Origin of the sequence: Maricaulis parjimensis (genome assembly GCF_016817355.1) — a bacterium.
GTDB lineage: Bacteria > Pseudomonadota > Alphaproteobacteria > Caulobacterales > Maricaulaceae > Maricaulis > Maricaulis parjimensis.
This window is the reverse complement of record NZ_JADOTT010000003.1, coordinates 346559-367716: the sequence shown is the minus strand read 5'-3', so window position 1 is coordinate 367716 and position 21158 is coordinate 346559. Positions and strand designations below refer to the sequence as shown.

The 21158-nt window shown below is 63.1% G+C and carries 17 protein-coding genes and 1 tRNA gene; 4 read left to right on the top strand and 14 right to left on the bottom strand.

Annotated elements, in window-relative coordinates; genetic code table 11:
- Positions 1-17: 17 nt before the first annotated feature.
- The 6 genes from I0K07_RS07425 to I0K07_RS07400 form a co-directional block, all read right to left on the bottom strand.
- Positions 18-1304, bottom strand: coding sequence for a cystathionine gamma-synthase family protein (locus I0K07_RS07425; RefSeq protein WP_203292199.1), 1287 nt, complete (start codon positions 1302-1304; stop codon positions 18-20).
- A 249-nt stretch (positions 1305-1553) separates the two neighbouring features.
- The gene (locus I0K07_RS07420) at positions 1554-2630 is read right to left on the bottom strand and encodes an OmpA family protein (protein WP_203292198.1); all 1077 of its coding nucleotides are present in this window, start codon (positions 2628-2630) and stop codon (positions 1554-1556) included.
- 346 nt (positions 2631-2976) lie between these two features.
- The gene (locus I0K07_RS07415; RefSeq protein WP_203292197.1) at positions 2977-4614 is read right to left on the bottom strand and encodes a L,D-transpeptidase family protein; all 1638 of its coding nucleotides are present in this window, start codon (positions 4612-4614) and stop codon (positions 2977-2979) included.
- 82 nt (positions 4615-4696) lie between these two features.
- Positions 4697-6562, bottom strand: a complete 1866-nt coding sequence (locus tag I0K07_RS07410; protein WP_203292196.1) for a monovalent cation:proton antiporter-2 (CPA2) family protein — start codon at positions 6560-6562, stop codon at positions 4697-4699.
- Positions 6563-6682: 120 nt separating this feature from the next.
- Positions 6683-8401, bottom strand: a complete 1719-nt coding sequence (locus I0K07_RS07405) for a carboxylesterase/lipase family protein (protein WP_203292195.1) — start codon at positions 8399-8401, stop codon at positions 6683-6685.
- A 108-nt stretch (positions 8402-8509) separates the two neighbouring features.
- Positions 8510-8585: transfer RNA gene (locus I0K07_RS07400), tRNA-Lys, on the bottom strand.
- Positions 8586-8747: 162 nt separating this feature from the next.
- Here I0K07_RS07400 and I0K07_RS07395 point away from each other — a divergent pair.
- Positions 8748-9311: a hypothetical protein gene (locus I0K07_RS07395; RefSeq protein WP_203292194.1), complete on the top strand. Its 564-nt coding sequence runs from the start codon at positions 8748-8750 to the stop codon at positions 9309-9311.
- A 198-nt stretch (positions 9312-9509) separates the two neighbouring features.
- Here the strand turns inward: I0K07_RS07395 and I0K07_RS07390 are convergent, their stop codons facing one another.
- The 3 genes from I0K07_RS07390 to queA are packed head-to-tail and all read right to left on the bottom strand — an operon-like array spanning position 9510 to position 12237.
- Positions 9510-10043: a GNAT family N-acetyltransferase gene (locus I0K07_RS07390; RefSeq protein WP_420828481.1), complete on the bottom strand. Its 534-nt coding sequence runs from the start codon at positions 10041-10043 to the stop codon at positions 9510-9512.
- Complete coding sequence (gene tgt / locus I0K07_RS07385; protein WP_203292192.1) at positions 10040-11182, bottom strand: tRNA guanosine(34) transglycosylase Tgt; 1143 nt, start codon at positions 11180-11182, stop codon at positions 10040-10042. The genes I0K07_RS07390 and tgt overlap by 4 nt, the downstream gene beginning before the upstream one ends.
- A complete protein-coding gene (gene queA / locus I0K07_RS07380; protein WP_203292191.1) occupies positions 11179-12237 on the bottom strand; it encodes a tRNA preQ1(34) S-adenosylmethionine ribosyltransferase-isomerase QueA in 1059 nt (352 codons plus the stop codon). Before queA ends, tgt begins: the two co-directional genes overlap by 4 nt.
- 86 nt (positions 12238-12323) lie before the next feature.
- Between queA and I0K07_RS15870 the strand changes: the two genes are divergently transcribed.
- Positions 12324-13319, top strand: a complete 996-nt coding sequence (locus I0K07_RS15870) for an endonuclease/exonuclease/phosphatase family protein (protein ID WP_203292190.1) — start codon at positions 12324-12326, stop codon at positions 13317-13319.
- 62 nt (positions 13320-13381) lie between these two features.
- Positions 13382-14227, top strand: a complete 846-nt coding sequence (locus tag I0K07_RS07370) for a glycosyltransferase family A protein (protein ID WP_203292189.1) — start codon at positions 13382-13384, stop codon at positions 14225-14227.
- 3 nt (positions 14228-14230) lie between these two features.
- Here I0K07_RS07370 and I0K07_RS07365 read toward each other — a convergent pair whose 3' ends face one another.
- From I0K07_RS07365 to gyrA, 5 genes are all read right to left on the bottom strand, one after another.
- Complete coding sequence (locus I0K07_RS07365) at positions 14231-14665, bottom strand: hypothetical protein (protein ID WP_203292188.1); 435 nt, start codon at positions 14663-14665, stop codon at positions 14231-14233.
- A gap of 125 nt (positions 14666-14790) precedes the next feature.
- Complete coding sequence (locus tag I0K07_RS07360; RefSeq protein WP_203292187.1) at positions 14791-15243, bottom strand: peptidylprolyl isomerase; 453 nt, start codon at positions 15241-15243, stop codon at positions 14791-14793.
- Positions 15244-15248: 5 nt separating this feature from the next.
- Positions 15249-16199, bottom strand: coding sequence for a peptidylprolyl isomerase (locus I0K07_RS07355; RefSeq protein WP_238934643.1), 951 nt, complete (start codon positions 16197-16199; stop codon positions 15249-15251).
- A gap of 2 nt (positions 16200-16201) precedes the next feature.
- Positions 16202-16690: a pantetheine-phosphate adenylyltransferase gene (coaD, locus tag I0K07_RS07350; protein ID WP_203292185.1), complete on the bottom strand. Its 489-nt coding sequence runs from the start codon at positions 16688-16690 to the stop codon at positions 16202-16204.
- Between the two features lie 81 nt (positions 16691-16771).
- Positions 16772-19603, bottom strand: coding sequence for a DNA gyrase subunit A (gyrA, locus tag I0K07_RS07345; RefSeq protein WP_238934642.1), 2832 nt, complete (start codon positions 19601-19603; stop codon positions 16772-16774).
- Positions 19604-19870: 267 nt separating this feature from the next.
- On the opposite strand from gyrA, the gene I0K07_RS07340 reads away from it, so the two are divergent.
- Complete coding sequence (locus I0K07_RS07340; RefSeq protein WP_203292184.1) at positions 19871-21148, top strand: alkaline phosphatase family protein; 1278 nt, start codon at positions 19871-19873, stop codon at positions 21146-21148.
- Positions 21149-21158 lie beyond the last annotated feature (10 nt).

The window sequence follows — 21158 nt, the reverse complement described above, 5'->3', positions numbered from 1 at the left end:
ATGCTTTGTGTTCGGGATCAGGCCTGTTCCAGCGCTTGACGGAGGTCGGCAATCAGATCGTCCGGATTCTCGATCCCCACTGAGATGCGAACCAGACCGTCGGAGAAGCCCTGGCGCTTGCGCAATTCCGGATCGACACCGCGGTGCGTGGTCGAGCCCGGATGACAGATCAGGGTTTCCGTACCGCCCAGGCTGACGGCGAGCTTCATCACCTGCAGCGCATTGAGCATGCGGAAAGCCGCGCCTTCATCGGCCAGGTCGAAGGCGAAGGTGGAACCGGCCGAGCTGGACTGGGCGTGGAAGATGTCACCATCGCGCGTGCCCTTTTCCAGGAAGCCCAGATAGCGCACCCGGTTGACCTTGGGATGATCGCGCAGGAATTCGGCAACCTTGCGGGCGCCCAGCGCTGCGGCTTCCATCCGGATCTTCACCGTTTCCAGCGAGCGCAGCAGCATCCAGCAGGTATGCGGGTCCAGATTGGTCCCCAGATAGCCACGCAGGCCGCGCACCTGGGCCATGGCCTCAGCCGTACCGGACGCGGAACCGGCGATGAGATCGGAATGACCACCGATATATTTGGTCAGGGAGTAGACGACGACGTCGGCCCCCAATTCCATCGGCTTCTGACCGACCGGGCCAAGGAAGGTGTTGTCGACAACGAGATAGGGGCGCTTGCCCTGCTTCTCGGCGATCCGGTCTGCCAGTGCCCGGCAGAAATGCAGATCGACCAGATCATTGGTCGGATTGGTCGGGGTCTCGGTATAGATGACGGAGACTTCGCCCTTGGCCATCGCTTCTTCGGCCGCGCGTTCGATTTCCGCTTCACCCGCCCCGGCAAAGAAGTCGACGGACTCAATGCCATAGTGCGGCAGGAATTTACGGATCAGGCTCTCCGTACCGCCATAGAGGGGCGTGGACTGGAGAATCACCGAGCCGGCATGGGCCAGTCCCATCAGCGTGGTGGAGATTGCCGCCATGCCGGAGGAGAAGACGCAGCAATCATCCGAGCCATCATAGAGAGCGAGACGATCCTCGAGCACTTCCATGTTCGGATTATTGAAGCGCGAATACATCAGGCCCGCGACTTCCGGATCGCCCTCTTCGGCCTGGCCGAGCGTGACGCGGAAGAAGGCAGCACCGGCTTCGGCGCTTTCGAAGGCGAAAGTGGAGGTCAGGAAGACCGGCGGCTTGATCGACATTTCAGAGAGCTTGGGATCATAGCCATAGCTCATCATCTGGGTCCCAGGGCTCAGGACATGCCCGGCCACTTCGCGCTTTCGATACGGTTTGTCCGGCTTGCTCATTCTGCCCTCCTGGCAATGCGGCGCTGACGCGCCTGGACCACACCCTGTCCTGCCGGTGTGGACCCCGGAATTCACCGGGTCAAGCACGTCCTCAGCATCGGGGTAAAAGCGACCATTTCGTCTGCCATCCACCCCGGATTGAGCACGGATATTCCAATCTGGAAGATCAGCACGCCAGAACGGCGCGCAAAAGAAATGCGGCCCGGCGAAAGCCGGGCCGCATCACTTGGTTTGGGATCGCAATCGACCTTAGTCGAGAACGATGACCACTTCCGTACGACGGTTGAGCGGCTCGCGGACACCGTCAGCGGTCTGAACCGCGTTCCGGGTCTCACCATACGCTTCCATCGAGATCGTGGAGGCTGCAACGCCGAGGCGAACCAGCTCGTCGCGGACGACACGGGCACGACGCTCGGACAGGCCGACATTGTAGGACGCAGCGCCCGAACGGTCGGTGAAGCCGGCGACGGTCACGCGGGTGACGCCACAGCTACCGCGCTGGCTGGCAGCCTGAGCGATCACGGCACGAGCCTGATCCGTCAGATCCGCACGGTCCCACTCGAAGTAGACCGGGAAGCTCACATCGTCGCAAGCCGGAGGCGGCGGCGGCGGAGGCGGAGGCGGCGGAGGCGGCGGGGGCGGGGGCGGAGGCGGCGGCGGGGGCGGCGGCGGAGGCGGCGGAGCCGCGAACGAGTACCGCAGGCCGATCCAGGCCTCGTGACCGGCCAGAGCGTCAACGCTCACACCCGGATCAAAATCCGTGCTGGAAGCCGAGAAATAACGATATTCGGTGTCGAGGGTCAGACGCTCGGTCAGTTCCCAACCGATACCGGCCAGGATCTGCCAGACAAACGGGTTGTCGCTGTCCTGAGCCAGAACGTAGTCAGCCGGAGTCGGGACCGGCGGCATCGTGCCAGCGGACCAACCAGCCAGGGTGCCGGACACTTCGCCCAGACCCAGACCCACACCCACATACGGGTGATAGGAACCATCCGGATTGAAGTCGAAGATGGCATTGGCCATCACCGTCCAGATTTGGAAATCGCTCAGGCTGTTCTCGAAGCCGCCAACCGCGCCGGTATCATTGTACCGGTGGGCCAGTTCGCCTTCGAAACGGAAACCGTCAGCCCACTCGTAACCGAGGGCCACGGCTTCGCGCCAATTGCCTTCACCTTGGATTTCGCCATTCAGCGAGCCAGAGACGTCGGTGTCGCCCGGGCCGCCGTAACCGACGGAACCACGCACATACCAGCCTTCGTCAGCGAACGCGGGACCCGCTGCCAACAAGGCCCCGACGGCGGCCGCCGTAAAAAGCCGTTTTTTCATCATTCCCCCTCCGGAAGCTGACGCTTCCTTGGTGTGACGGATCGCAATCGGTCGAATACCGACCACGAGGAATCACCCCTCGCGGGCGTTTCCTCCTCATTTCCCTACTACAATTACTCAGCGAGCGCCATAGCGATCACGCCCCCCGGGGCGATGAGATGCAAAAAAATCGCTGCGTTGCAACGAAGTGACAGGCATGACGGGTTTTCGCCGCAATTGCGCCCATTCCCTGATGAGATTCAGTGGACTAGGGAAAAGCGTCACAACAGCTCCCCCATCAGGCGCATAGTGCAGACCTGCACCGGGCCTTCTCCCGGTCCGGTTGCGTTCCCTGCGACATAGCGGCTCAGCGCCGCACCGAAACACCCGTCACACCCTGCCCGGAGCGTGGCACGGGAAAGGATTCGGCAAAGGCGTCGACCTGTTCGGCATAGGCCTCGATGACGCGGCTGTCGCGGCGATACAGATCATGCAGATAGCGGACACGCCCATCCGTGTCGCCGACGACCGTCCAATAGGCGATATGAACCGGAATACGATTGTCCAGCCAGACCACAGTGGGGTCGGATCCGGAAACAACAGAATCGATCCGCTCCCGCGACCATCCATCCTGACCGTCGAGCACCCATTCCGCGAGCGCCAATGGATCCTGGACCCGGATGCAACCTGCGGAAAAATCCCGCCGGGTGCGCACGAAACGGTCCCGCTCAATCGTGTCGTGGATATAGACATTGTGACGATTGGGAAAAATGAACTTCACCTCGCCCATCGGATTGGTGGGACCGGGCGGCTGGGACATGCGATAGGGCCAGCTGTCCCCCCACCGGCTCCAGTCGATCTCATAAACGGAAATCGCCTGCCCCGATGCGTTGAAGATCCGGAAGCCATACTGGTCCGCAATCCGCGGATTGCGCCGCATGGACTGGAAACGTGACCGGGCCGAGCCCGCCGGCAGCCCCCACCAGGGATTCAGCACAATGTATTGCATCTCCTCGGAGAATTCCGGTGTGGAGGAGGCCTGACCGCCAATCATGACCTCGTGTTCGCGCTCCAACCGGCCATCACGCCAGGCTTCGAGCCGGAAATCCGCCAGATTCACCCAGATATGCCGCTGACCCAGCTGGCGCGTTCGCCAGCGCCTTTGCTCAAGATTAGCCTGCAACTGGTCAATGCGTTGCTGCGGAGAGATATTGAGCTGACGTAAAGTGGGCTGATCCAGACGCCCCGTCGGCGACAGATTGACCCGCCCCTGATAACGCCGCACCGCTGTCTCCAGGCGGGTGTCGTAGGGTGCCCCCTCCTCCCAATCCGCGAGCAGAAGCCCCTCGGCTGCCAACCGGGCCCGCAATTGGTCGACCCGCACGCCACTATCGCCAAAACGCAACGAAGAACCGGGTGCGATCTCCGGCCAGATCGGACGAAGCGTCAACATGCGCAGCATCTCCATGCGCAAAATGCCGTAATCCCGGACCTGGGGTTCGCGCTCCGCGAAGACCGGGACCAGTCGCCCCTCGTCCAGCCCGTCCTGGAGCCGCGAAACGAGATAGCTCGCTTCGTTCTGGTAGAGCCCGCGTGGCCCGTATTGCTCCGGGTCCATCAGCCCGTATTCCAGCCAGCCCGCGTAGCGCAGGGCCGCCCGGCTTGCCAGATCCCTCCGCTCGGCCAGCGACCGGTTCGGATCCATCAGGGCATCGGCCACCGGACCCTGGTCCGGCAGACCATGACTGGGAGCATCGTGAAGCAGGTCCGCGAGCGTCGCAATGGTCTGGGGCGTCCAGCCGGACAGACGCTGCGCCCAGACATCCAGACGGACATAATCGGGACGTGCAGGCTCTTCAGCCGCTTCAACACCTTCCTCTCCGGACGCAGCCGGATCCTGCCAGGCCAAGACCGGACCGGCCGCCAGCGACAGAAGCATCAGAACGGAAAGCCAGAATTTCAGCACAGCCCCGCCCGACCAGATTCGGCCCACATCGGATAACATGACCAAAAGGTTAACCATGTTCGATTGAGGTTGAAAGGCGAAACCGGATCGTTTCGCGTCTTCGCGAGAGGCTCACAAAGCCTCAGTCCCGATCCGCGTCTTCCGGACTGGGCTCTCCGACATCTTCCGCCATGATCTCCTCGAGAGACATGACGCGCGACCGGGCCTTTTCGATATAGGCCTCATTGTCGAACACATCGATCTCGGAATCCCACACCTCGAAAAGCTGTTGCAGGCTTTCCTCGTCATGTTTGGCGAAGGCTGCGGCTTTCCGCTCCGCCCGCTCACGCGGCTGACCGAGCACTTCCAGAGACTGTGTCGCGGCCTCCAGGGACGAGCCGAACATTTCCCGGATCGCACTGTCCGCACCGGCGGCCCTGAGCTGATAGACATGTTCACGGCTGGACGCCCGTGCAATGACATGGACATGCGGGTAGCGCGATTTCACATGGTGGACGAGCTCCACGGCGCGCTCACGGTTATCGGTGCACACGACGAGGAGTTTGGCGCGGGCAATGCCCGCCGCTTCCAGCAGGCCGGGCCGAAGCGCATTGCCGTAATAGACCTGGATGCCGAACTTTCGCAGCCCGTCGATATGTTCCGCCGAATTGTCCAGAACGATCGGCTTGATCCCGTCCATGACGAGAAGCCGGTGCACGATCTGTCCGAACCGGCCCATACCGGCGATGATGACCGGTGCCTCTTCCTCGATCTCGTCTTCCATGCGCTCGGTCGTGCGACGGGCCACGCGCGGTGACACAACGCGCTCGAACAATGTCATGATGAGCGGGGTCGCCATCATGGACAGCGCCACAACGAGGGCCGCGATATCGGCGACACGGTCCGGCAGGACATGCACGCCCGTACCATAGGCCAACAGCACGAAACCGAATTCACCGCTCTGCGCCAGGGCAAAGGTGAACAGCCAGCGGGCTCGACCTTTCATGCGGAACAGAACGGCCAAGGCCAGAAGGATCAGCCCTTTCAAGGCGATCAACCCGATCGTCAGCCCGATGACCAGCGTGGCTTCCGAAGAGAGCAGCGCGAAATTCATGTTCGCGCCCACGGTGACAAAGAAAACGCCGAGCAGAAGCCCCTTGAACGGCTCCAGATCCGAGACGAGTTCGTGACGGTATTCGCTTTCTGCCAGCAGCACGCCGGCCAGGAATGTCCCCAGCGCCGGCGACAGGCCGACGAGGCTCATCAGCACGGCAATGCCGATGATCAGAAGCAGGGCTGCGGCGAAGAAGAGTTCGTGCAGGCCGGTACGAGCGATGATGCGGAAAGCGGGACGGGTGAGGTAGCGGCCACCGACGATGATGATGGCGACGGCGGCGAGTGTCGCCAGACCCTGGGCCCAGGCTGGAAGGTGGGAGATCGGCGTATCGCCGGCACCATGCCCGTCGGCCACTGCCCCTGCCACCCCCTCCGCGCCCGGCAGGGCCAGGAAGGGCAGGAAGGCCAGCATGGGAATGACGGCGATATCCTGGAACAGCAAAACCGAGAAAGAGGATTGCCCGCCTTCTGTCCGCAGCCAGCCTTTTTCTCCCAGTGTTTGCAGGACAATAGCGGTCGAGGAGAGCGCAAAGATCATCCCCAGCGCGATCGACAGGCGCCATTCGATACCGGCCAGGATGCACAACAGGGCCACGATCGTCATGGTTGTCACAACCTGCAGCCCACCCAGTCCGAACAGGCGCAGCCGCAACTCCCAGAGCAGGCGCGGCTGAAGCTCAAGACCGACCAGGAACAGCATCATAACGACACCGAACTCGGCAAAATGCTGGACGTTTTCGGGATTGGATCCGACCCAGTCCAGTAGCGGTGCGATAGCAACACCGGCCAGGAGATAGCCCAGAACGGACCCAAGACCGAGACGATGGGCAATCGGCACAGCCAAAACCCCCGCACCCAAATAGATCGCCGCCTGGATCAGAAGGTCGTTCAAAGCCGCCGCCCCGCTTGCAAAATGTCTGTAGACCCCAGACCTAGCAGCGCCCTTGCCGCTTCACCAGCGTGATTTGAAAAAAGACCGGGCTTTTTCCCGTGTTGTCACGCCAGCAGCCGGCTAGTCCGCCGGACAATCGAGAACATCATCGAACACGCCCGAAAGGGAAGGCTGCCCGGCGATCATCAGATGGGCAATCCGGCAACGCTGCGCCGCATTGATGCGATCATCCGAAGCCAGGTCTGATGCGATGCCTAACAGGCTTTCGGTCCGAGAAAAGACCTCTGGCCCGCCATCGGCGCGCGTATCAAAGCGCAGGGCCGTGCCGGTGTCCGTCCATTGCGGCCATTCCGGTCCCATGCCGATCCCGTCCCCGGGCACGCCATGGGCAGCGAAATGCGCCCAATATGCCCCCATCGCATCAGCCAGCTCGATCCGTTCGACCTCATTGCGCCCATTGAACAGGACACGGTCAAACGAGCCGAACAATTCGAAATGATTGAAGACGAAAGGGATTTCCATGGCATGGGACGCGCCGAGCAAGGCACCGGTGTCGGTGATCAGGACGGAGCCGCCCTCATCCCAATCGAAGCGGTAGGACCAGAGATCATTGCGGCCATGGGCAGCGAGCCGGTTCAGCAAGCCATCAACGGCATTATAGCGCCAGTTGCGGCTGGGATACTCGACAGCCGCCTCATAGACGTCCCGGTCGCGCAGCCAGATCAAGGGGCCCAGACGGCGGGTCAGCTGAGGGTCGAACACCATGTAGAGCTTCATCTCGTCACGATTGGTGCCCGTGATCAGCGGCACAGGCGCAAACCCGTCCGGATCTTCAGCAGCGGCCAGAATGCCGCCTTCGCGCAGGGTGACACCATCCTCGATCATGCGGGGCAGCGAGGTGAGTTCCCCCGCCGCGTCGCGAAAAGGCGCAAACACGGTTTCAAGTGGAACGGCCCGAAGGGCGGCGCCATCGGCATCCGGTCCGGCCATGGCCGCAGCGCCCGCCAGACCGGCCACAGCATCCGTACCGCCGCCGTGCTCTGCGATATCAAGCGGCACCGACGCGGTGCCGCCGCTCTGCATTATGGCGCGATGGAACAGGCCCCGGGCCTGCGGCATCGCCATCAGACCGGCGATATTATAGGCACCGGCGCTTTCCCCGAACACGGTGACCCGGCCGGCATCGCCGCCAAAGGCGCCGATATTGTCCTGGATCCAGACCAAGGCCGCGACCAGGTCCAGCAAGGCGAAATTCGCCGCCGCATCCTCCGGCAGTTCCGCATTCTCCCGCAAGGCGGGATGGGCCAGGAAGCCAAGCGGACCCAGCCGGTATTGGACAGAGACGATGATGACACCCTGTTGGCTGGCCAGGCTGGAACCGTCATAGGCAGAGGAACTTCCCCAGACATTGGCGCCGCCGTGGATCCACATCATCACCGGCAGGGCTTCATCGGGACCCACATCCCGGGGTGCGTAGATATCCAGCGTCAGACAGTCTTCCGAACCGATCAGATCACCGACCTCGGCGCCACCACCCGTGGAGAGCGTATTCGTGATCTGGGGACAGACCGGGCCGGGCATGAGGGCATCAAGACGCGTGGGACGGGCCAGCGCCGGCCGCGGTGCCCGCCAGCGCAGGGCGCCAACCGGCGGCGCGGCATAGGGCACGGCCATCCAGGCCGCCGCTCCGCTTTCCGTCTCGAAACCGGCGACCTCACCCTGTTGTATCTGGCGAACAAGGTCGGCAGCGACGACCGGTACGAACGCGGCTTCTTCACCACCTGAACACGCTGCCAGGACAAGCCCCAACAGCCCAACGGCCAGATTCCGGATATGCATGTCACCCCTCCCCGTTTTGATCAGGAGGCTGGGGCGGCATCTGCCGGGCGTCAAGCGTGTCAGAAAGAAAGCCCCTCAATCCGGTTCCGGCATCGAGGGGAAGAGTGATGGTGAGCCCGCAGGGATTCGAACCCTGGACCTACTGATTAAAAGTCAGTTGCTCTACCAACTGAGCTACAGGCTCCCCTCACGAGGAGCGCGGAACCTATACGCGCGATTCCGGGGGGTCAATGTGGCTTTGCCATACGATTTCAGCATTTTTGATGAGATTTCAGTGCGCGCTTGGATTAAGCATGACGTCATGAGGGGATATCTGAGTATTTGTGCATGCTGTGTGGCCGCCCTGATGGCGACCGCCTGCTCGTCCACACGCAACACGGCCAGCATGGCGCGCGACGAAACCGCTGAGGCCGTCGAGGATGCGATCGGCCTGCCGCGTGAGCGTCCTGGTGCCATCATGGTGGATGAAGGTGATGACACCGTGCCCACCCCCTATGGCGGCGACGGCTCGAACCGGCGTTGCTCCACCGTGGCGCGGGATATTGCCCGCCTGACCGTGGTTCTGGGTCCCGATGTCGAGGAAGAGCAGCGCCTCGCCGACGAACGTGAACACGATCATGAAACCTGGATGGGCCAGAGCGCCCATATCGCTGCCCAGGCGCCTGATGCAGCGGCCGATGGCGCCCGCAGCCTCTACCGCTCCTCCATTGTCGGCTTGAACCCGGTTCGCCCGATCATCCGATTCATCGGCCGCGCCGGCCAGATTGAAAGCGAAGCCCGCGAGCAACGCGACTTGGCCCAGCGCCGCCGCGCCTATCTGCGTGGTCTCTATGACGGCTTCGGCTGCCCACCGGCCCAGATGCGCCGCGCGTTTGAAGCCTATGGTTTGGTGGAAGACGGCGGGGAGTAGAATCACCCCCCATCCTCGCCCTTGATGGGCGCAGAGGAGCCCAAGAAGAGTCCGGGGGACTGTTCGACGTGACGAAGGACCGTGAAGCGGTGGAGTGGGTGACTACGCGGGCGACCTGATCCCTGCGGGATTCACCCCTTCCGGCCCTTCGGGCCACCTTCCCCATCAAGGGGAAGGAGGGCTTACCCGCTATTCCGGCTAGACCAGAGCCCGATAGAAGAAGGTCGTCGAGCAGGGCGTGCCATCCGGAAACAGCGCGTAATCCGGCACCGGGCCGACCTCGATCCAGCCGAGCTGGCGGTAGAGGCTGTCGGCGGGGGATCCGGTGACGGTGTCGAGCACCAGGGTGCGCAGGCCGCGCGCCCTCGCCGCTTCTTCCAGAGCCAGCATCAGCTGACGGGCAACACCCCGACGCCGAGCCGAAGGCGAGACCATGAGTTTGGCGACATCACCGCGATGAGGCTGATTGTCTGGCAGACCGATGATGAGCTGGACCGTGCCGAGGAGCTGGCCTGTCTCTTCCTCCTGCGCCACCCAGATCAGGCGATCACCGGCTTCGACCTTGTTGGCAATGCCGGTCCAGAAAGCCTGGGCCTCATCCTTCGAGAAAGGCGCCATGAAGCCGATCGAGGCCCCGGCCTCAACGCAGGCGGTGAGGAGGTGGGCGAAATCGGTGAGTTCCGCCCGCACCTGCGTGTGATCCAGCTGGCGGAGCGTCACGGACATGGTCAGCCCGCCCGGTCCGCGGCTTCGGCCTGACCTTGTTCCCATTTCGCCCGGAAGTCCCGCCGGAAGGTCTCGAACTCGCCGGCCGCGATGGCGGCGCGCATTCGGGCGGTCAGGTCTTCGAAATAGGCGATATTGTGCCAGGAGAGAAGCATGGCCGAGAGATATTCCCCGGCGCGGAAGAGATGGTGCAGATAGGCGCGGGAATAATCCCGGCTGGCCGGGCAATCGATATCCGGATTGAGCGGGCTTTCATCCTCGGCAAACTCGGCGCGCTTGATATTGATCGGGCCATAATCGGACCAGGCCTGGCCATGACGCCCGGAACGGGTCGGCAGGACACAGTCGAACATGTCGACACCGCGGGCCACCGCCTCGACCAGATCGATCGGCTTGCCAACCCCCATGAGATAGCGCGGACGCTCGGCCGGCAGATGCGGCGTCGTGAAGTCGAGCACCTCACACATCACCTCGAACCCCTCACCCACGGCCAGACCGCCGATGGCATAGCCGTCATAGCCGGTCTCGATCAGTTTCTCGGCGCTTTCCCGGCGAAGGCTCTCGAAGACGGAGCCTTGGACGATGCCGAACAGGGCCTGGCTGTCGCGCGTTCCGAAAGCCGCCTTGGAGCGCTGACCCCAGCGGATGGAGAGCTCCATCGACTGGCGGGCTTCCTTTTCCGAACAGCCAAAAGGCGTGCACTCGTCCAGCTGCATGGAGATGTCGGCGCCCAGCAGGTCGGCCTGGATCTCGATGGAACGTTCCGGCGTGAGATTGTGTTCGGACCCGTCGATATGGGAGCGGAACTTCACCCCCTCCTCGGTCATCTTGCGAAGCTTGGACAGCGACCAGACCTGGAAACCGCCACTATCGGTGAGGATGGGGCCCTGCCAGGTGGAGAATTTGTGGAGACCACCCAGCCGCTTCACCCGTTCTGCGCCCGGGCGCAGCATGAGGTGATAAGTATTGCCCAGGATGATATCCGCCCCGGTTCCCTTCACCTGATCCATATAGAGCGCCTTGACCGTGCCGGCCGTGCCGACCGGCATGAAGGCCGGCGTACGGATCTCGCCACGCGGCGTCTTCAGGACACCGGTGCGGGCGGCGCCATCGGTGGCGTGGATCTCGTACGGGAAAGTCGTCATGCGCTCCGCTCCAGCAGGCAGGCATCGCCATAGGAGTAGAAACGGTATTCCGAACGGATGGCGTGGGCATAGGCCTTCTTCATGACATCAAGGCCCGACAGGGCGCTGACCAGCATGAAAAGGGTGGAACGTGGCAGGTGGAAATTCGTCATCAGCGCGTCGGTGATCGCAAACTCGCTGCCCGGCGTGATGAAAATATCGGTGTCGCGGCTGCCGGCTTCGATCACACCCGGTGCGGAGGCCAGGCTTTCAATCGTCCGCAGGGCCGTGGTGCCGACCGGAATGACGCGGCGGCCTTCAGCCTTGGCCGCATTGATGGCGCGCGCCGCTTCAGCAGACACGGTGCACCATTCCGCATGCATACGGTGATCATCCGTGTCATCGGCCTTCACGGGCAGGAAAGTGCCCGCGCCGACATGCAGGGTGACATGAGCGAATTCGACACCGCGATCCTTCAGCGCGGCCAGAAGGCCTTCGGTGAAGTGCAGACCGGCCGTCGGCGCTGCGACGGAGCCATCCTCGCGCGCGAACAGAGTCTGGTAGTCTTCATTGTCCTGCTCATCGACGCCGCGCTTGCGGGCGATATAGGGCGGCAGGGGCGGCACGCCGGTGGCGGCAATCGCTTCGTCCAGGGCCGCGCCCGTCCGGTTGAAGCGGAGGCGCGTATCGCCGCCTTCCGACTTGCCGGTGATCTGTGCTTCCAGCTCGCCGAAATGGATCACATCGCCGACGCGCAGGCGCTTGGCGGGCCGAACGAAGGCGCGCCAGGTGGAGGCATCCACGCGCTTGTGCAGATTGACCTCGACCGCAACATCCCCGCCCCCGCCCACGGCGCGCGCCGGACGTGTGCCGTTGAGTGCGGCCGGGATCACCCGCGTGTCATTGAAGACCATGAGGTCGCCGGGCTGCAGGATGGACGGCAAATCACGTACGCCTCGATCTGCCAGCTCGCCACTGGCATTCACGTGCAGCAGTCGCGCTGCATCCCGCGGACGGGCCGGCCGCAGGGCAATTCGCTCCTCGGGGAGCTCGAAATCAAAATCGGAAACGCGCATGGCGCAGGGGTCTAGCTTTCGCCACACCCATTCGCAATCATTGCTGTGTAGTCAGGGTCAAGTTTCTAGCAGCAGGTCCCCTCTTCGTGCGTCATCCCCTTATTGCCCTTGCCGCCCTCACCGGCTGCGCCGGACTGGCTGCAATCCTGTGGCTGGCAGGCCTGTCACCCTGGCTGGACGTCTTCCGCCAGCTCTGGGTGGTGTGGGTCTGGGTCGGGACGCTGTGCCTGGTCCTGGTCTGGCCCAATCGCCTGGCGTGGGCGAAATGGGTCCAGCCGGTCTTCCTGGCCGCAATCATTGCGCCCGGCGTGCCGGAGACCCTGGCAAGGATGAACCGGGCCGATGTCGAGACCCTGCGTCCCGGCGAGGATGTCACCGTCCTGACCCACAATATGTGGATCGCCAATATCGCGCCTCACCGGACGCTGGCCCGGCTTTCTGAAATCAATCCCGACATCATGGCGCTGCAAGAGGCGAATGCGAACTCGGCCCTCACCGGTCAGGCCCTGGCGGACCAGTATGCCTATGCGGCGCGCTGCCGCTCGAACCGGCTGTTGAGCCGTTTTGAAATTCTCGACTCCGGCTGTCTGAAAGCGCCTGAACCGGCGGACTGGGCGACCGCCATTCCCTGCGAGTGGGAAATCCCGCCCGGTGTCTGGGCGCGCGTCCGCCTGCCCAACGGCCGGGAGGCCGTTTTCATTTCCACCCATCTGACATGGCCGGTTCCCGGCGACACCCAGGCCTGCCAGCGCAATGGCCTGGCCGGTGCCCTGGAGGAATGGTCGGATGAGCCGGTTGTCCTCATGGGCGATTTCAATGCCGCCGCGCCGTCACGCTCGCTGGCGCGCATGGACGCGGCTTTCGGGCTGGAACGGCGCACAATCGGCCTGGCCACCTATCCTGCCTATTCGCGGTTTGAAGCGGCAGGCTGGAGGCCAGCGCCGGCAGATCCGATGCTGATCGGGATTGATCATGTCTATGCGAGTGATCACTGGGCGAGTGTGCATGTCACCACGGGGCCGGACACCGGATCCGACCATCGCCCGGTGATCGCGACGCTGCGCCTGCTCGACACAGACTAGCCCCTGCGCTTAGCTGCTGTTTCCAGCTTCTGATACGCGGCGTTTGAATTTCCGGACCTGACATGCGCGATACCAGCCTTCTGATCCCGCTCTACCAGTCCAGCCGCTTCTTCGATGTGATCTGCGAAAATATCGACTGTGTCCTGCCGCAGGGCGGACAGGTGATCGTCTCGGATCAGCAAGGCGAGGATGATTGCGTGGCCCGGTTGCGGGACCGCTATGGCCATCTCGACACTTTCACCGCCCTGGACGCGCGCGAAGACGGCAATTGGGTGTCCAATTCCAACCGGTTGATGCGGGCTGTGCGCACGGAATTTTTCCGCATCGTGCCGCATGATGACAGTGTCAGCCTGTCATCATTCCTGGCCATGCGCGCGCGGCTGCGGGCCTGCCCTGACGCGGTCTTGTGCTACGGGCCGGTGCACGCCATCAGCCTTGACGGTCACCGCCTGCCCGAGCGGGACCAGATCCATGACGTTGAAGACACCTCTGATCGGGCGCCCTGGTCCGCGGAGACGGCCGCCGACCTGTTCTGGACCGGCCGTTTCGGCGGCGCTTTCAAGGGATTGGTGCGCACGCATGTGGTGCAGCAAAACCAGGTCTATATGCGCGAAACGCCCCGACTGGAGCATTCCGAACGCGCCTGGCTGTTCGCTCTGGCGATGATCGGCCGCTTTGTCCACGCACCGCGCGGTGTGCTCACCAAACGGTATTACCCGGAAAGCACGCATCGCCAATGGCGTGCAGGCGCGCAAGAACGGGCCGAAGCGACCCGGGTCATGCGGGAGTTTGCCAGAGATTTGATCCGCGACCGGGATGCATGGGCAAAGGTCGATACGATCCTGGTGGGCCGGCAGGAAGCGGCAGACGGGCCGGCATCAATCCGCCCCCTTTTGCGGGCAGGCTGAGCCTCAGCCCGGGAGGAGCCAGGCCCGTATATTGGCGAGGATCTGGAACGCGCCCCATCCGGGCAGCAAGAGCTGCGTCGTCACTTGCGGCCCCACAGCAGACGGGTCGAGCTGCAGCGCCGGGATCATGAGCGCGATCAGTGCCAGAATGATCACCGGAACAACGAAAAAGCTCGCCCAGGCAAAATCCCGCAGACTAGCCCTCACGGTCCGGCCGCCGACCTCTGCGCTCAGCAGGATGGGACAAGCGCCAAGCCAGCCCCGGCCAAAACTGACACTCTGCCCCATGGGCAATGCCTCGATTTGGACCGCAAGGCTTTCGGGCAGGAAAACATCCCGGGCTTCCTCGCCCCCGACCCGCACCGTGTAGCGCCGGAAGGGCGGCAGGCAGGAGCGGGTGTGTTCCAGACCGACATAAAGGCCGGCAAGACGCGCCATGACGCTTCCTCGATCAACAGGCGTCCACCCTGGCAGGAAGGCTTGAATCCCCGGTGAATCCGGATGTGAAAAAGCCGCGAAGACGGAGGTCCTCGCGGCTTTTGTCAGGGTCGGGATCGGACCAATCAGGCTTCGACGATCGAAGCCTTGACGATCTTGCCCGGATTGGCCGGCGGCTCGCCTTTCGGCAGGGCATCGACATGTTCCATGCCGGAGATGACTTCGCCCCAGACCGTGTACTGATTGTTCAGATAGGGCACGTCATCCAGACAGATGAAGAACTGGCTGGAGGCGCTGTCCGGATCCGCCGCACGGGCCATGGACATGGTGCCGCGGACATGCGGCTCGGCATTGAATTCGGCCGGGATATTCGTGCCGGAACCACCCATGCCGGTGCCGTTCGGGCAACCGCCCTGGGCCACGAAACCGTCAATGACGCGGTGGAAGGTCAGGCCGTCATAAAAGCCCTCTTTCACCAGTTTGGTGATCTGCTCGACATGTTTCGGCGCCAGGTCCGGACGCAGCTTGATGGTGACGTCGCCGCCTTCGAGGGTGAATACGAGTTGTTCTTCGGCCATCGGTCTTACTCCTCAATCCGGGTCGGCACGGGAATTTCGCAGATGTCGGGCAGTGCACCCGCTTCATCGCGCAAGCTGTCGAGATAGGCCGCGAAGGCCTCGCTGTCGGTGTCCGCCACCTGGATGGCGACCTGTTCCTCGGCCGGCAGCTCACTGCCGATGCGGATGGAGCGGATCACGTCCGGGCGAAAATCAGGGTCTTCCATCGCGGTGCCGACGGCAATCTGGTCAACGGCGTCCATGCCCATGCGGACACGGCCCCACACCGTGTAGGTAGCGTTGAGATGCTCGGCATTACCGGTGGTGATATACCATTGGCTGCGCGCGGAATTGGGGTCATTGGTCCGTGCCATGGCCGCAGCGCCACGGCAGTGCAGGAGCCAGCTTTCCACCGCGCCATCCATGGAGATGAAGGACTGGGCGGACGGTTGCGTACCAGCCGGGAAGCCCTGCCAATAGCCGGCCTGACCCATCAGGCTGAGGCCCGGATTGACCAGGCGGTCCTGCAGCTCGCTCATCGGCAGATCGGTCGGAATGCGGCGCAGCGTGAATTCGGCGGCCATCGGTTCCTTGTCCGTGGCATGTCCGGGATTGGCGCGCGAGCCTCCGGCCTGGGCCATGAAGCCCTCGATCACGCGGTGGAAGACCAGAAAGTCATAAAAACGCTCTCCCACCAGTTCGCGCATGCGCGCCACATGGTTGGGGGCGAATTCCGGGGCGAGCTCAATGATGACACGGCCATGATCCGTCTCGACATACATGAGCCGGTCCTGGTCGACCGTACGCCAGGCTTCATCCGGCAGGTTCCAGGCCGGTGCCGCCGCGGCGGTTTCGGTCTGGGTCTGGGCTGTTGCAGCCGCAGCGGCCGCTTCGGCTTCGGTGTCGGTCCCGGCTTCGCGGGCACAGGCCGCAGCCGTGAGGGCAAGGGCCAGAGAGGCGGAAACTGTAAAACGCATGATCACGCAAGTCGCTCCTTGAGACGGGCTTCGATCGCGGGCGGAACAAAATCGGAGACCCGCCCGCCGAGCGAGCAGATTTCCTTGACCAGACGCGAGGCAATGGCCTGGTGGCGCGGATCAGCCATCAGGAAGACCGTCTCGATATCATCATTGAGACGCTGGTTCATGGCGACCATCTGGAATTCGTATTCAAAATCGGACACGGCGCGCAGGCCCCGCACGATGGACTGGGCCCCGACCTCTTCAGCGAAATGCATGAGCAGCCCGTCAAAGGGAAGAACCTCGATATCGGCGATGCCGGCAAATTCGGCGACCTGGGTCTTCACCATCTCGACGCGCTCTTCCAGCGAGAAGAGCGGCTTCTTCGCCTCGTTGATGGCCACGCCGATGACCAGCTTGTCGACCATTTTCACGGCCCGGCCAATGATGTCGATATGACCATTGGTGATGGGATCAAAGGTTCCCGGATAAAGGGCAATGCGGGTCATGCGGTGCCTTTCTGGCCAGCCTGAAGCGCTTGTAGCGGGATTGTCTCCCGGGATCAAAACCCCGGGAGATCATTCTGTGTCTCAGCTCTCCGGAGTCTCGCCGTCAGAGCCGGGTTCCGGCGTGGCCGGCGGCTCGCCGCCCTCACCCTCGACCGGACCGGCTTCACCCTCTTCCAGAGCGTCCTCGTCATCATCCTGCGCATCCTGGATGCGGACCACAGCGACGACATTTTCACTCTCATTGAGGCGGATCAGGCGGACGCCGCGCGAACCGCGCGAGGCGATGCGCACCGTGTCGACCGGGAAGCGGATCAGCTGCCCGCCATCGGTCACGGCCATGATCTGGTCCGTGTCATCGACCGGGAAGCTGGCCGACAGGGTCGTGCCACGCTTGTGGTCATGGGCCCAGACGCCCTGGCCACCGCGGTTCATGACGCGGAAGCCATAGGCCGAAGAGCGTTTGCCGAAGCCGTCATTGCCGACGACGAGCAGGAACTCCTCAGCCCCACCCAGTTCCGCGATACGGTCAGGCGACAGAGCGGCATCTTCAATGGCCTCATCATCTGCATCCGCCGTGACGGCCTCTTCCTCTTCACCTGTCGCGGCAGCTCGAACAGCGGCGGCATGCTTGAGATAGGCGGTCGCTTCGGACGGCTCGATATCGACATGGCGCAGGATGGTCATGGAGATGACCTTGTTGTCCTCACCCATGCGGATACCCCGCACACCCACCGAATTGCGGCCGGCGAAGACGCGCACATCGGAGACCCGGAAGCGGATTGCCCGGCCGGTCTCGGACACCAGGAAGACATCGTCATTCTCGGTACACAGGGCGACATTGACGATCTGGTCGTCCTCGCCCTCCAGCTTCATGGCGATCTTGCCGTTGCGGTTCACCTGGACAAAATCAGACAGCTTGTTGCGGCGGACCGTGCCCTTATTGGTGGCGAACATGACGTCCATTTCCGCCCACACGCTCTCATCTTCCGGCAGTGCCATGATGGAGGTAATGGTCTCGCCCTGCTCCAGCGGGAGCATGTTGACGAGCGCCTTGCCGCGCGTATTCGGCGCGCCCAGCGGCAGACGCCAGGTCTTGGTCTTGTAGACCATGCCGCGATTGGAGAAGAAGAGCAGCGGGGCGTGGGTCGAGGCGACGAAGAGGGTGGAAACGAAATCCTCTTCCTTCATCGACATGCCCGAACGGCCCTTGCCGCCACGGCGCTGGGCCCGGTAGTCGGACAGGGCCGTGCGCTTGGCATAGCCGCCATGGGTGACGGTCACGACCATCTCTTCGCGCGGAATGAGATCCTCATCCTCAAAGTCGAAGCCGGCATCGATGAATTCGGACCGGCGCGGCGTCGCGTAATTCTCTTTCACCTCGGCCAGTTCGGACCGGATGATGTCGAGCACGCGCTGGCGCGAACGCAGGATGTCGAGCAGATCCTCGATCTGTTCAGCCAGTGTCGCGGCCTCATTGCCGAGCTCTTCACGACCCAGACCCGTCAGGCGGTTGAGGCGCAGTTCCAGGATGGCGCGGGCCTGTTCCTCGGTGAGGCGCAGGACATTGCCATCGCGCAGGACAGAGCGCGGGTCGGCGACGAGTTCCACCAGCGGTGCCACATCGGCCGCCGGCCAGTCACGGGACATCAGTTCTTCACGCGCGGCAGCCGGGTTCGGTGCACGGCGGATCAGGGCGATGACCTCGTCGATATTGGCGACAGCGAGGGCCAGACCGATGATGACATGGGCCCGGTCGCGGGCCTTGTTCAGCTCGAACTTGGCGCGGCGCGCGACAACTTCCTCACGGAAGCGCAGGAATTCCTTGAGAATGTCCAGTGCGCCGAGAAGCTGCGGACGCCCCCCCACCAGCGAGAGCATGTTGGCGCCAAAGCTCGTCTGCATCGGCGACCAGCGATAGAGCTGGTTGAGGATGACATCGGCATTGGCATCGCGCTTGAGCTCGATAACGACGCGCAGGCCATTGCGGTCGGATTCGTCGCGCAGGTCGGCAATGCCTTCGATCTTCTTGTCGCGGACCAGGTCGGCGATCTTCTCGATCATCGAGGCCTTGTTCACCTGGTAGGGAATCTCGTGGACGATGATGGCCTGGCGGCCATTGCGCACTTCCTCGATCGTGGTGCGCGAGCGCATCACAATGGAGCCACGGCCAGTGGCGACCGCGTCACGAGCGCCGGAACGGCCCAAGAGCAGGCCGCCGGTCGGGAAGTCCGGACCCGGCAGGTATTCCAGCAGCTCGGCATCGGTGAGCGCCGGATTGTCCATCAGAGCCAGCGTGCCGTCGATTACCTCGCCGAGATTGTGCGGCGGGATGTTCGTCGCCATGCCGACGGCGATGCCGTTGGCACCATTGACCAGAAGGTTGGGATAGCGCGCCGGCAGGACGACCGGTTCCTGGCGTTCGGCGGAATAGTTGTCGACGAAATTGACCGTGTCCTTGTCGATATCGGCGAGCAGCGACTGGGCGACCTTTTCCATCCGGGCTTCGGTGTAACGATAAGCGGCAGGCGGATCGCCATCGATCGAGCCGAAATTGCCCTGGCCGTCGATCAGCGGCACGCGCATGGACCAGGACTGGGCCAGGCGGACCAAGGCGTCATAGACGGCCTGGTCACCGTGCGGGTGATAGCGGCCCATGACGTCACCAACGGCGGTGGCACATTTGCGATAGGCTTTTTCGTGCGTCTGACCGTTCTCATGCATCGTATAGAGGATGCGGCGGTGCACCGGCTTGAGACCATCGCGCGCATCGGGAATGGCGCGCGAGACGATCACGCTCATCGCATAGTCCAGATAGGACGAACGCATCTCGTCTTCGATGGCAATATTTCCGATACCGTCGGGCAGTCCGGAATCGCCGCCGGCCGGGTTCAGGTCGTCATCTTGATCGCTCAAGGCGGTCCTCTTTTCTCTGGTTTCCGGGCGGCACACGAACGCATGCAAACGCCACGAAAAACGCCGCCCCTTCCAACCCGTTTCCGTCGAGACGGATTCCGGGCGTGAATCAGGCGGCAGGCCTGTCGCCAAGTCTTAACAATCAGGGGCAAGGCGCGCAAACGGCGGGGGCGGTTGGGCAGAACGCAGAAAATGACGGGTCCTGTCTTTCATTCGTCATCTCCAGCGCTTACACGAAAACCCGATTGATCCTTGTTGGGGAAAACCATGATCCGCCGTGTCCTGCCTGCCTGTCTCGCCCTCCTTTTGGCCGCTTGTTCGCACCTGCCGACCCAAGCGCCGCGGAGCGAGACAGAGGAGAGTATCGTTCTGATGATCGGGCTGGACGGGCTGCGCTATGACGCGATCGACCGCTGGGACGCCCCGAACCTGCAAGCGCTGGCAGCCCGAGGCGTCCGGCCGACGCGCATGCATCCGGTAATGCCGTCAAAGACGTTCGTGAATTTCTATTCCCTGGCGACCGGCCTCTACCCGGAACACCATGGCATGGTCTCCAACTCCCCTTGGGACGCGGAAGCCGAGCGCATGTTCTCCACCCGGGAAGGCAGCCCGCAGGATCCGTTCTGGTGGCAGGGCGAGCCGATCTGGATCACCGCCGAACGCCAGGATGTGCGCAGCCACATCATGTTCTGGCTGGGCTCCGAAGCACCGTTCGATGGTGATTATGCCTCTGTCTGGCACCCCTATCAGCATGACATGCCCTATGAAGACCGGGTCGCCGAGGTTCTGTCCTGGTTCGATGCGCCGGCCGAGGAACAGCCGCGATTTGCGGCCGTGTATTTTGACCATGTCGACACGGTGATCCACCGCTCCGGCCCCTTCATGCCGGGTGAAGGCGAAGCCGTCGCCCGCGTCGATGCGCTGGTCGGCCAGATGATTGCCGGTCTGGAAGAGCGCGGCCTGCTGGAGCGGACCAATATCATTGTCGTCTCCGACCACGGCATGGCGCCTGTCGGTACCGAGCGCGTGATCCTGATCGACAATTATTCAGAGCTGGACGGCCTGTTCGTCGAGGAATTTGCCGGCCAGTACGGTGCGGGCCTGGAACCCTTCCTGATGGCCTATGGCGATGCGGAGGCTGTAGACCGGGCCTATGCCGAACTGCAGGACGCGCACCCGCATCTCTCGGTTTATCGGCCCGATGAGTATCCGGATCATTGGCATTTCGACCACGCCACGCGCGGGCCGGACCTGTTCATCCTGGCCGACCCGGAATGGCTGATCTCCCGGTCCGACGCCAATCTGTCCAGCCCCTATCTCTCATCGCTGCATGGCCAGCACGGGTTCGACAATCGGGCCGAACAAATGGGTGCCACCTTCATTGGTGCCGGCCCGGTCTTCCCGCAAGGCACCCGCCCGGAGGCGTTCGAGAATGTGAATGTCTACGGGATCATCGCCTGTGCGCTGGGCCTGGACCCGGCCGAGACCGACGGTGACCCGGCCGAAGTGGAGCGGATCACCGGCGGCAACTGCCCGGCAGAATAGCCTGGTCCCG

What these genes read in the sequence shown, in the direction of transcription:
- I0K07_RS07415 (WP_203292197.1), bottom strand. Translation starts at nt 4,614, where the DNA reads ATGTTATCCGATGTGGGCCGAATCTGGTCGGGCGGGGCTGTGCTGAAA.
- I0K07_RS07340 (WP_203292184.1), top strand. Translation starts at nt 19,871, where the DNA reads ATGATCCGCCGTGTCCTGCCTGCCTGTCTCGCCCTCCTTTTGGCCGCT.
- I0K07_RS07365 (WP_203292188.1), bottom strand. Translation starts at nt 14,665, where the DNA reads ATGGCGCGTCTTGCCGGCCTTTATGTCGGTCTGGAACACACCCGCTCC.
- I0K07_RS07425 (WP_203292199.1), bottom strand. Translation starts at nt 1,304, where the DNA reads ATGAGCAAGCCGGACAAACCGTATCGAAAGCGCGAAGTGGCCGGGCAT.
- I0K07_RS07405 (WP_203292195.1), bottom strand. Translation starts at nt 8,401, where the DNA reads ATGCATATCCGGAATCTGGCCGTTGGGCTGTTGGGGCTTGTCCTGGCA.
- I0K07_RS07355 (WP_238934643.1), bottom strand. Translation starts at nt 16,199, where the DNA reads ATGCGTTTTACAGTTTCCGCCTCTCTGGCCCTTGCCCTCACGGCTGCG.
- coaD (WP_203292185.1), bottom strand. Translation starts at nt 16,690, where the DNA reads ATGACCCGCATTGCCCTTTATCCGGGAACCTTTGATCCCATCACCAAT.
- queA (WP_203292191.1), bottom strand. Translation starts at nt 12,237, where the DNA reads ATGCGCGTTTCCGATTTTGATTTCGAGCTCCCCGAGGAGCGAATTGCC.
- tgt (WP_203292192.1), bottom strand. Translation starts at nt 11,182, where the DNA reads ATGACGACTTTCCCGTACGAGATCCACGCCACCGATGGCGCCGCCCGC.
- I0K07_RS07395 (WP_203292194.1), top strand. Translation starts at nt 8,748, where the DNA reads ATGGCGACCGCCTGCTCGTCCACACGCAACACGGCCAGCATGGCGCGC.
- I0K07_RS07370 (WP_203292189.1), top strand. Translation starts at nt 13,382, where the DNA reads ATGCGCGATACCAGCCTTCTGATCCCGCTCTACCAGTCCAGCCGCTTC.
- I0K07_RS07360 (WP_203292187.1), bottom strand. Translation starts at nt 15,243, where the DNA reads ATGGCCGAAGAACAACTCGTATTCACCCTCGAAGGCGGCGACGTCACC.
- I0K07_RS07420 (WP_203292198.1), bottom strand. Translation starts at nt 2,630, where the DNA reads ATGAAAAAACGGCTTTTTACGGCGGCCGCCGTCGGGGCCTTGTTGGCA.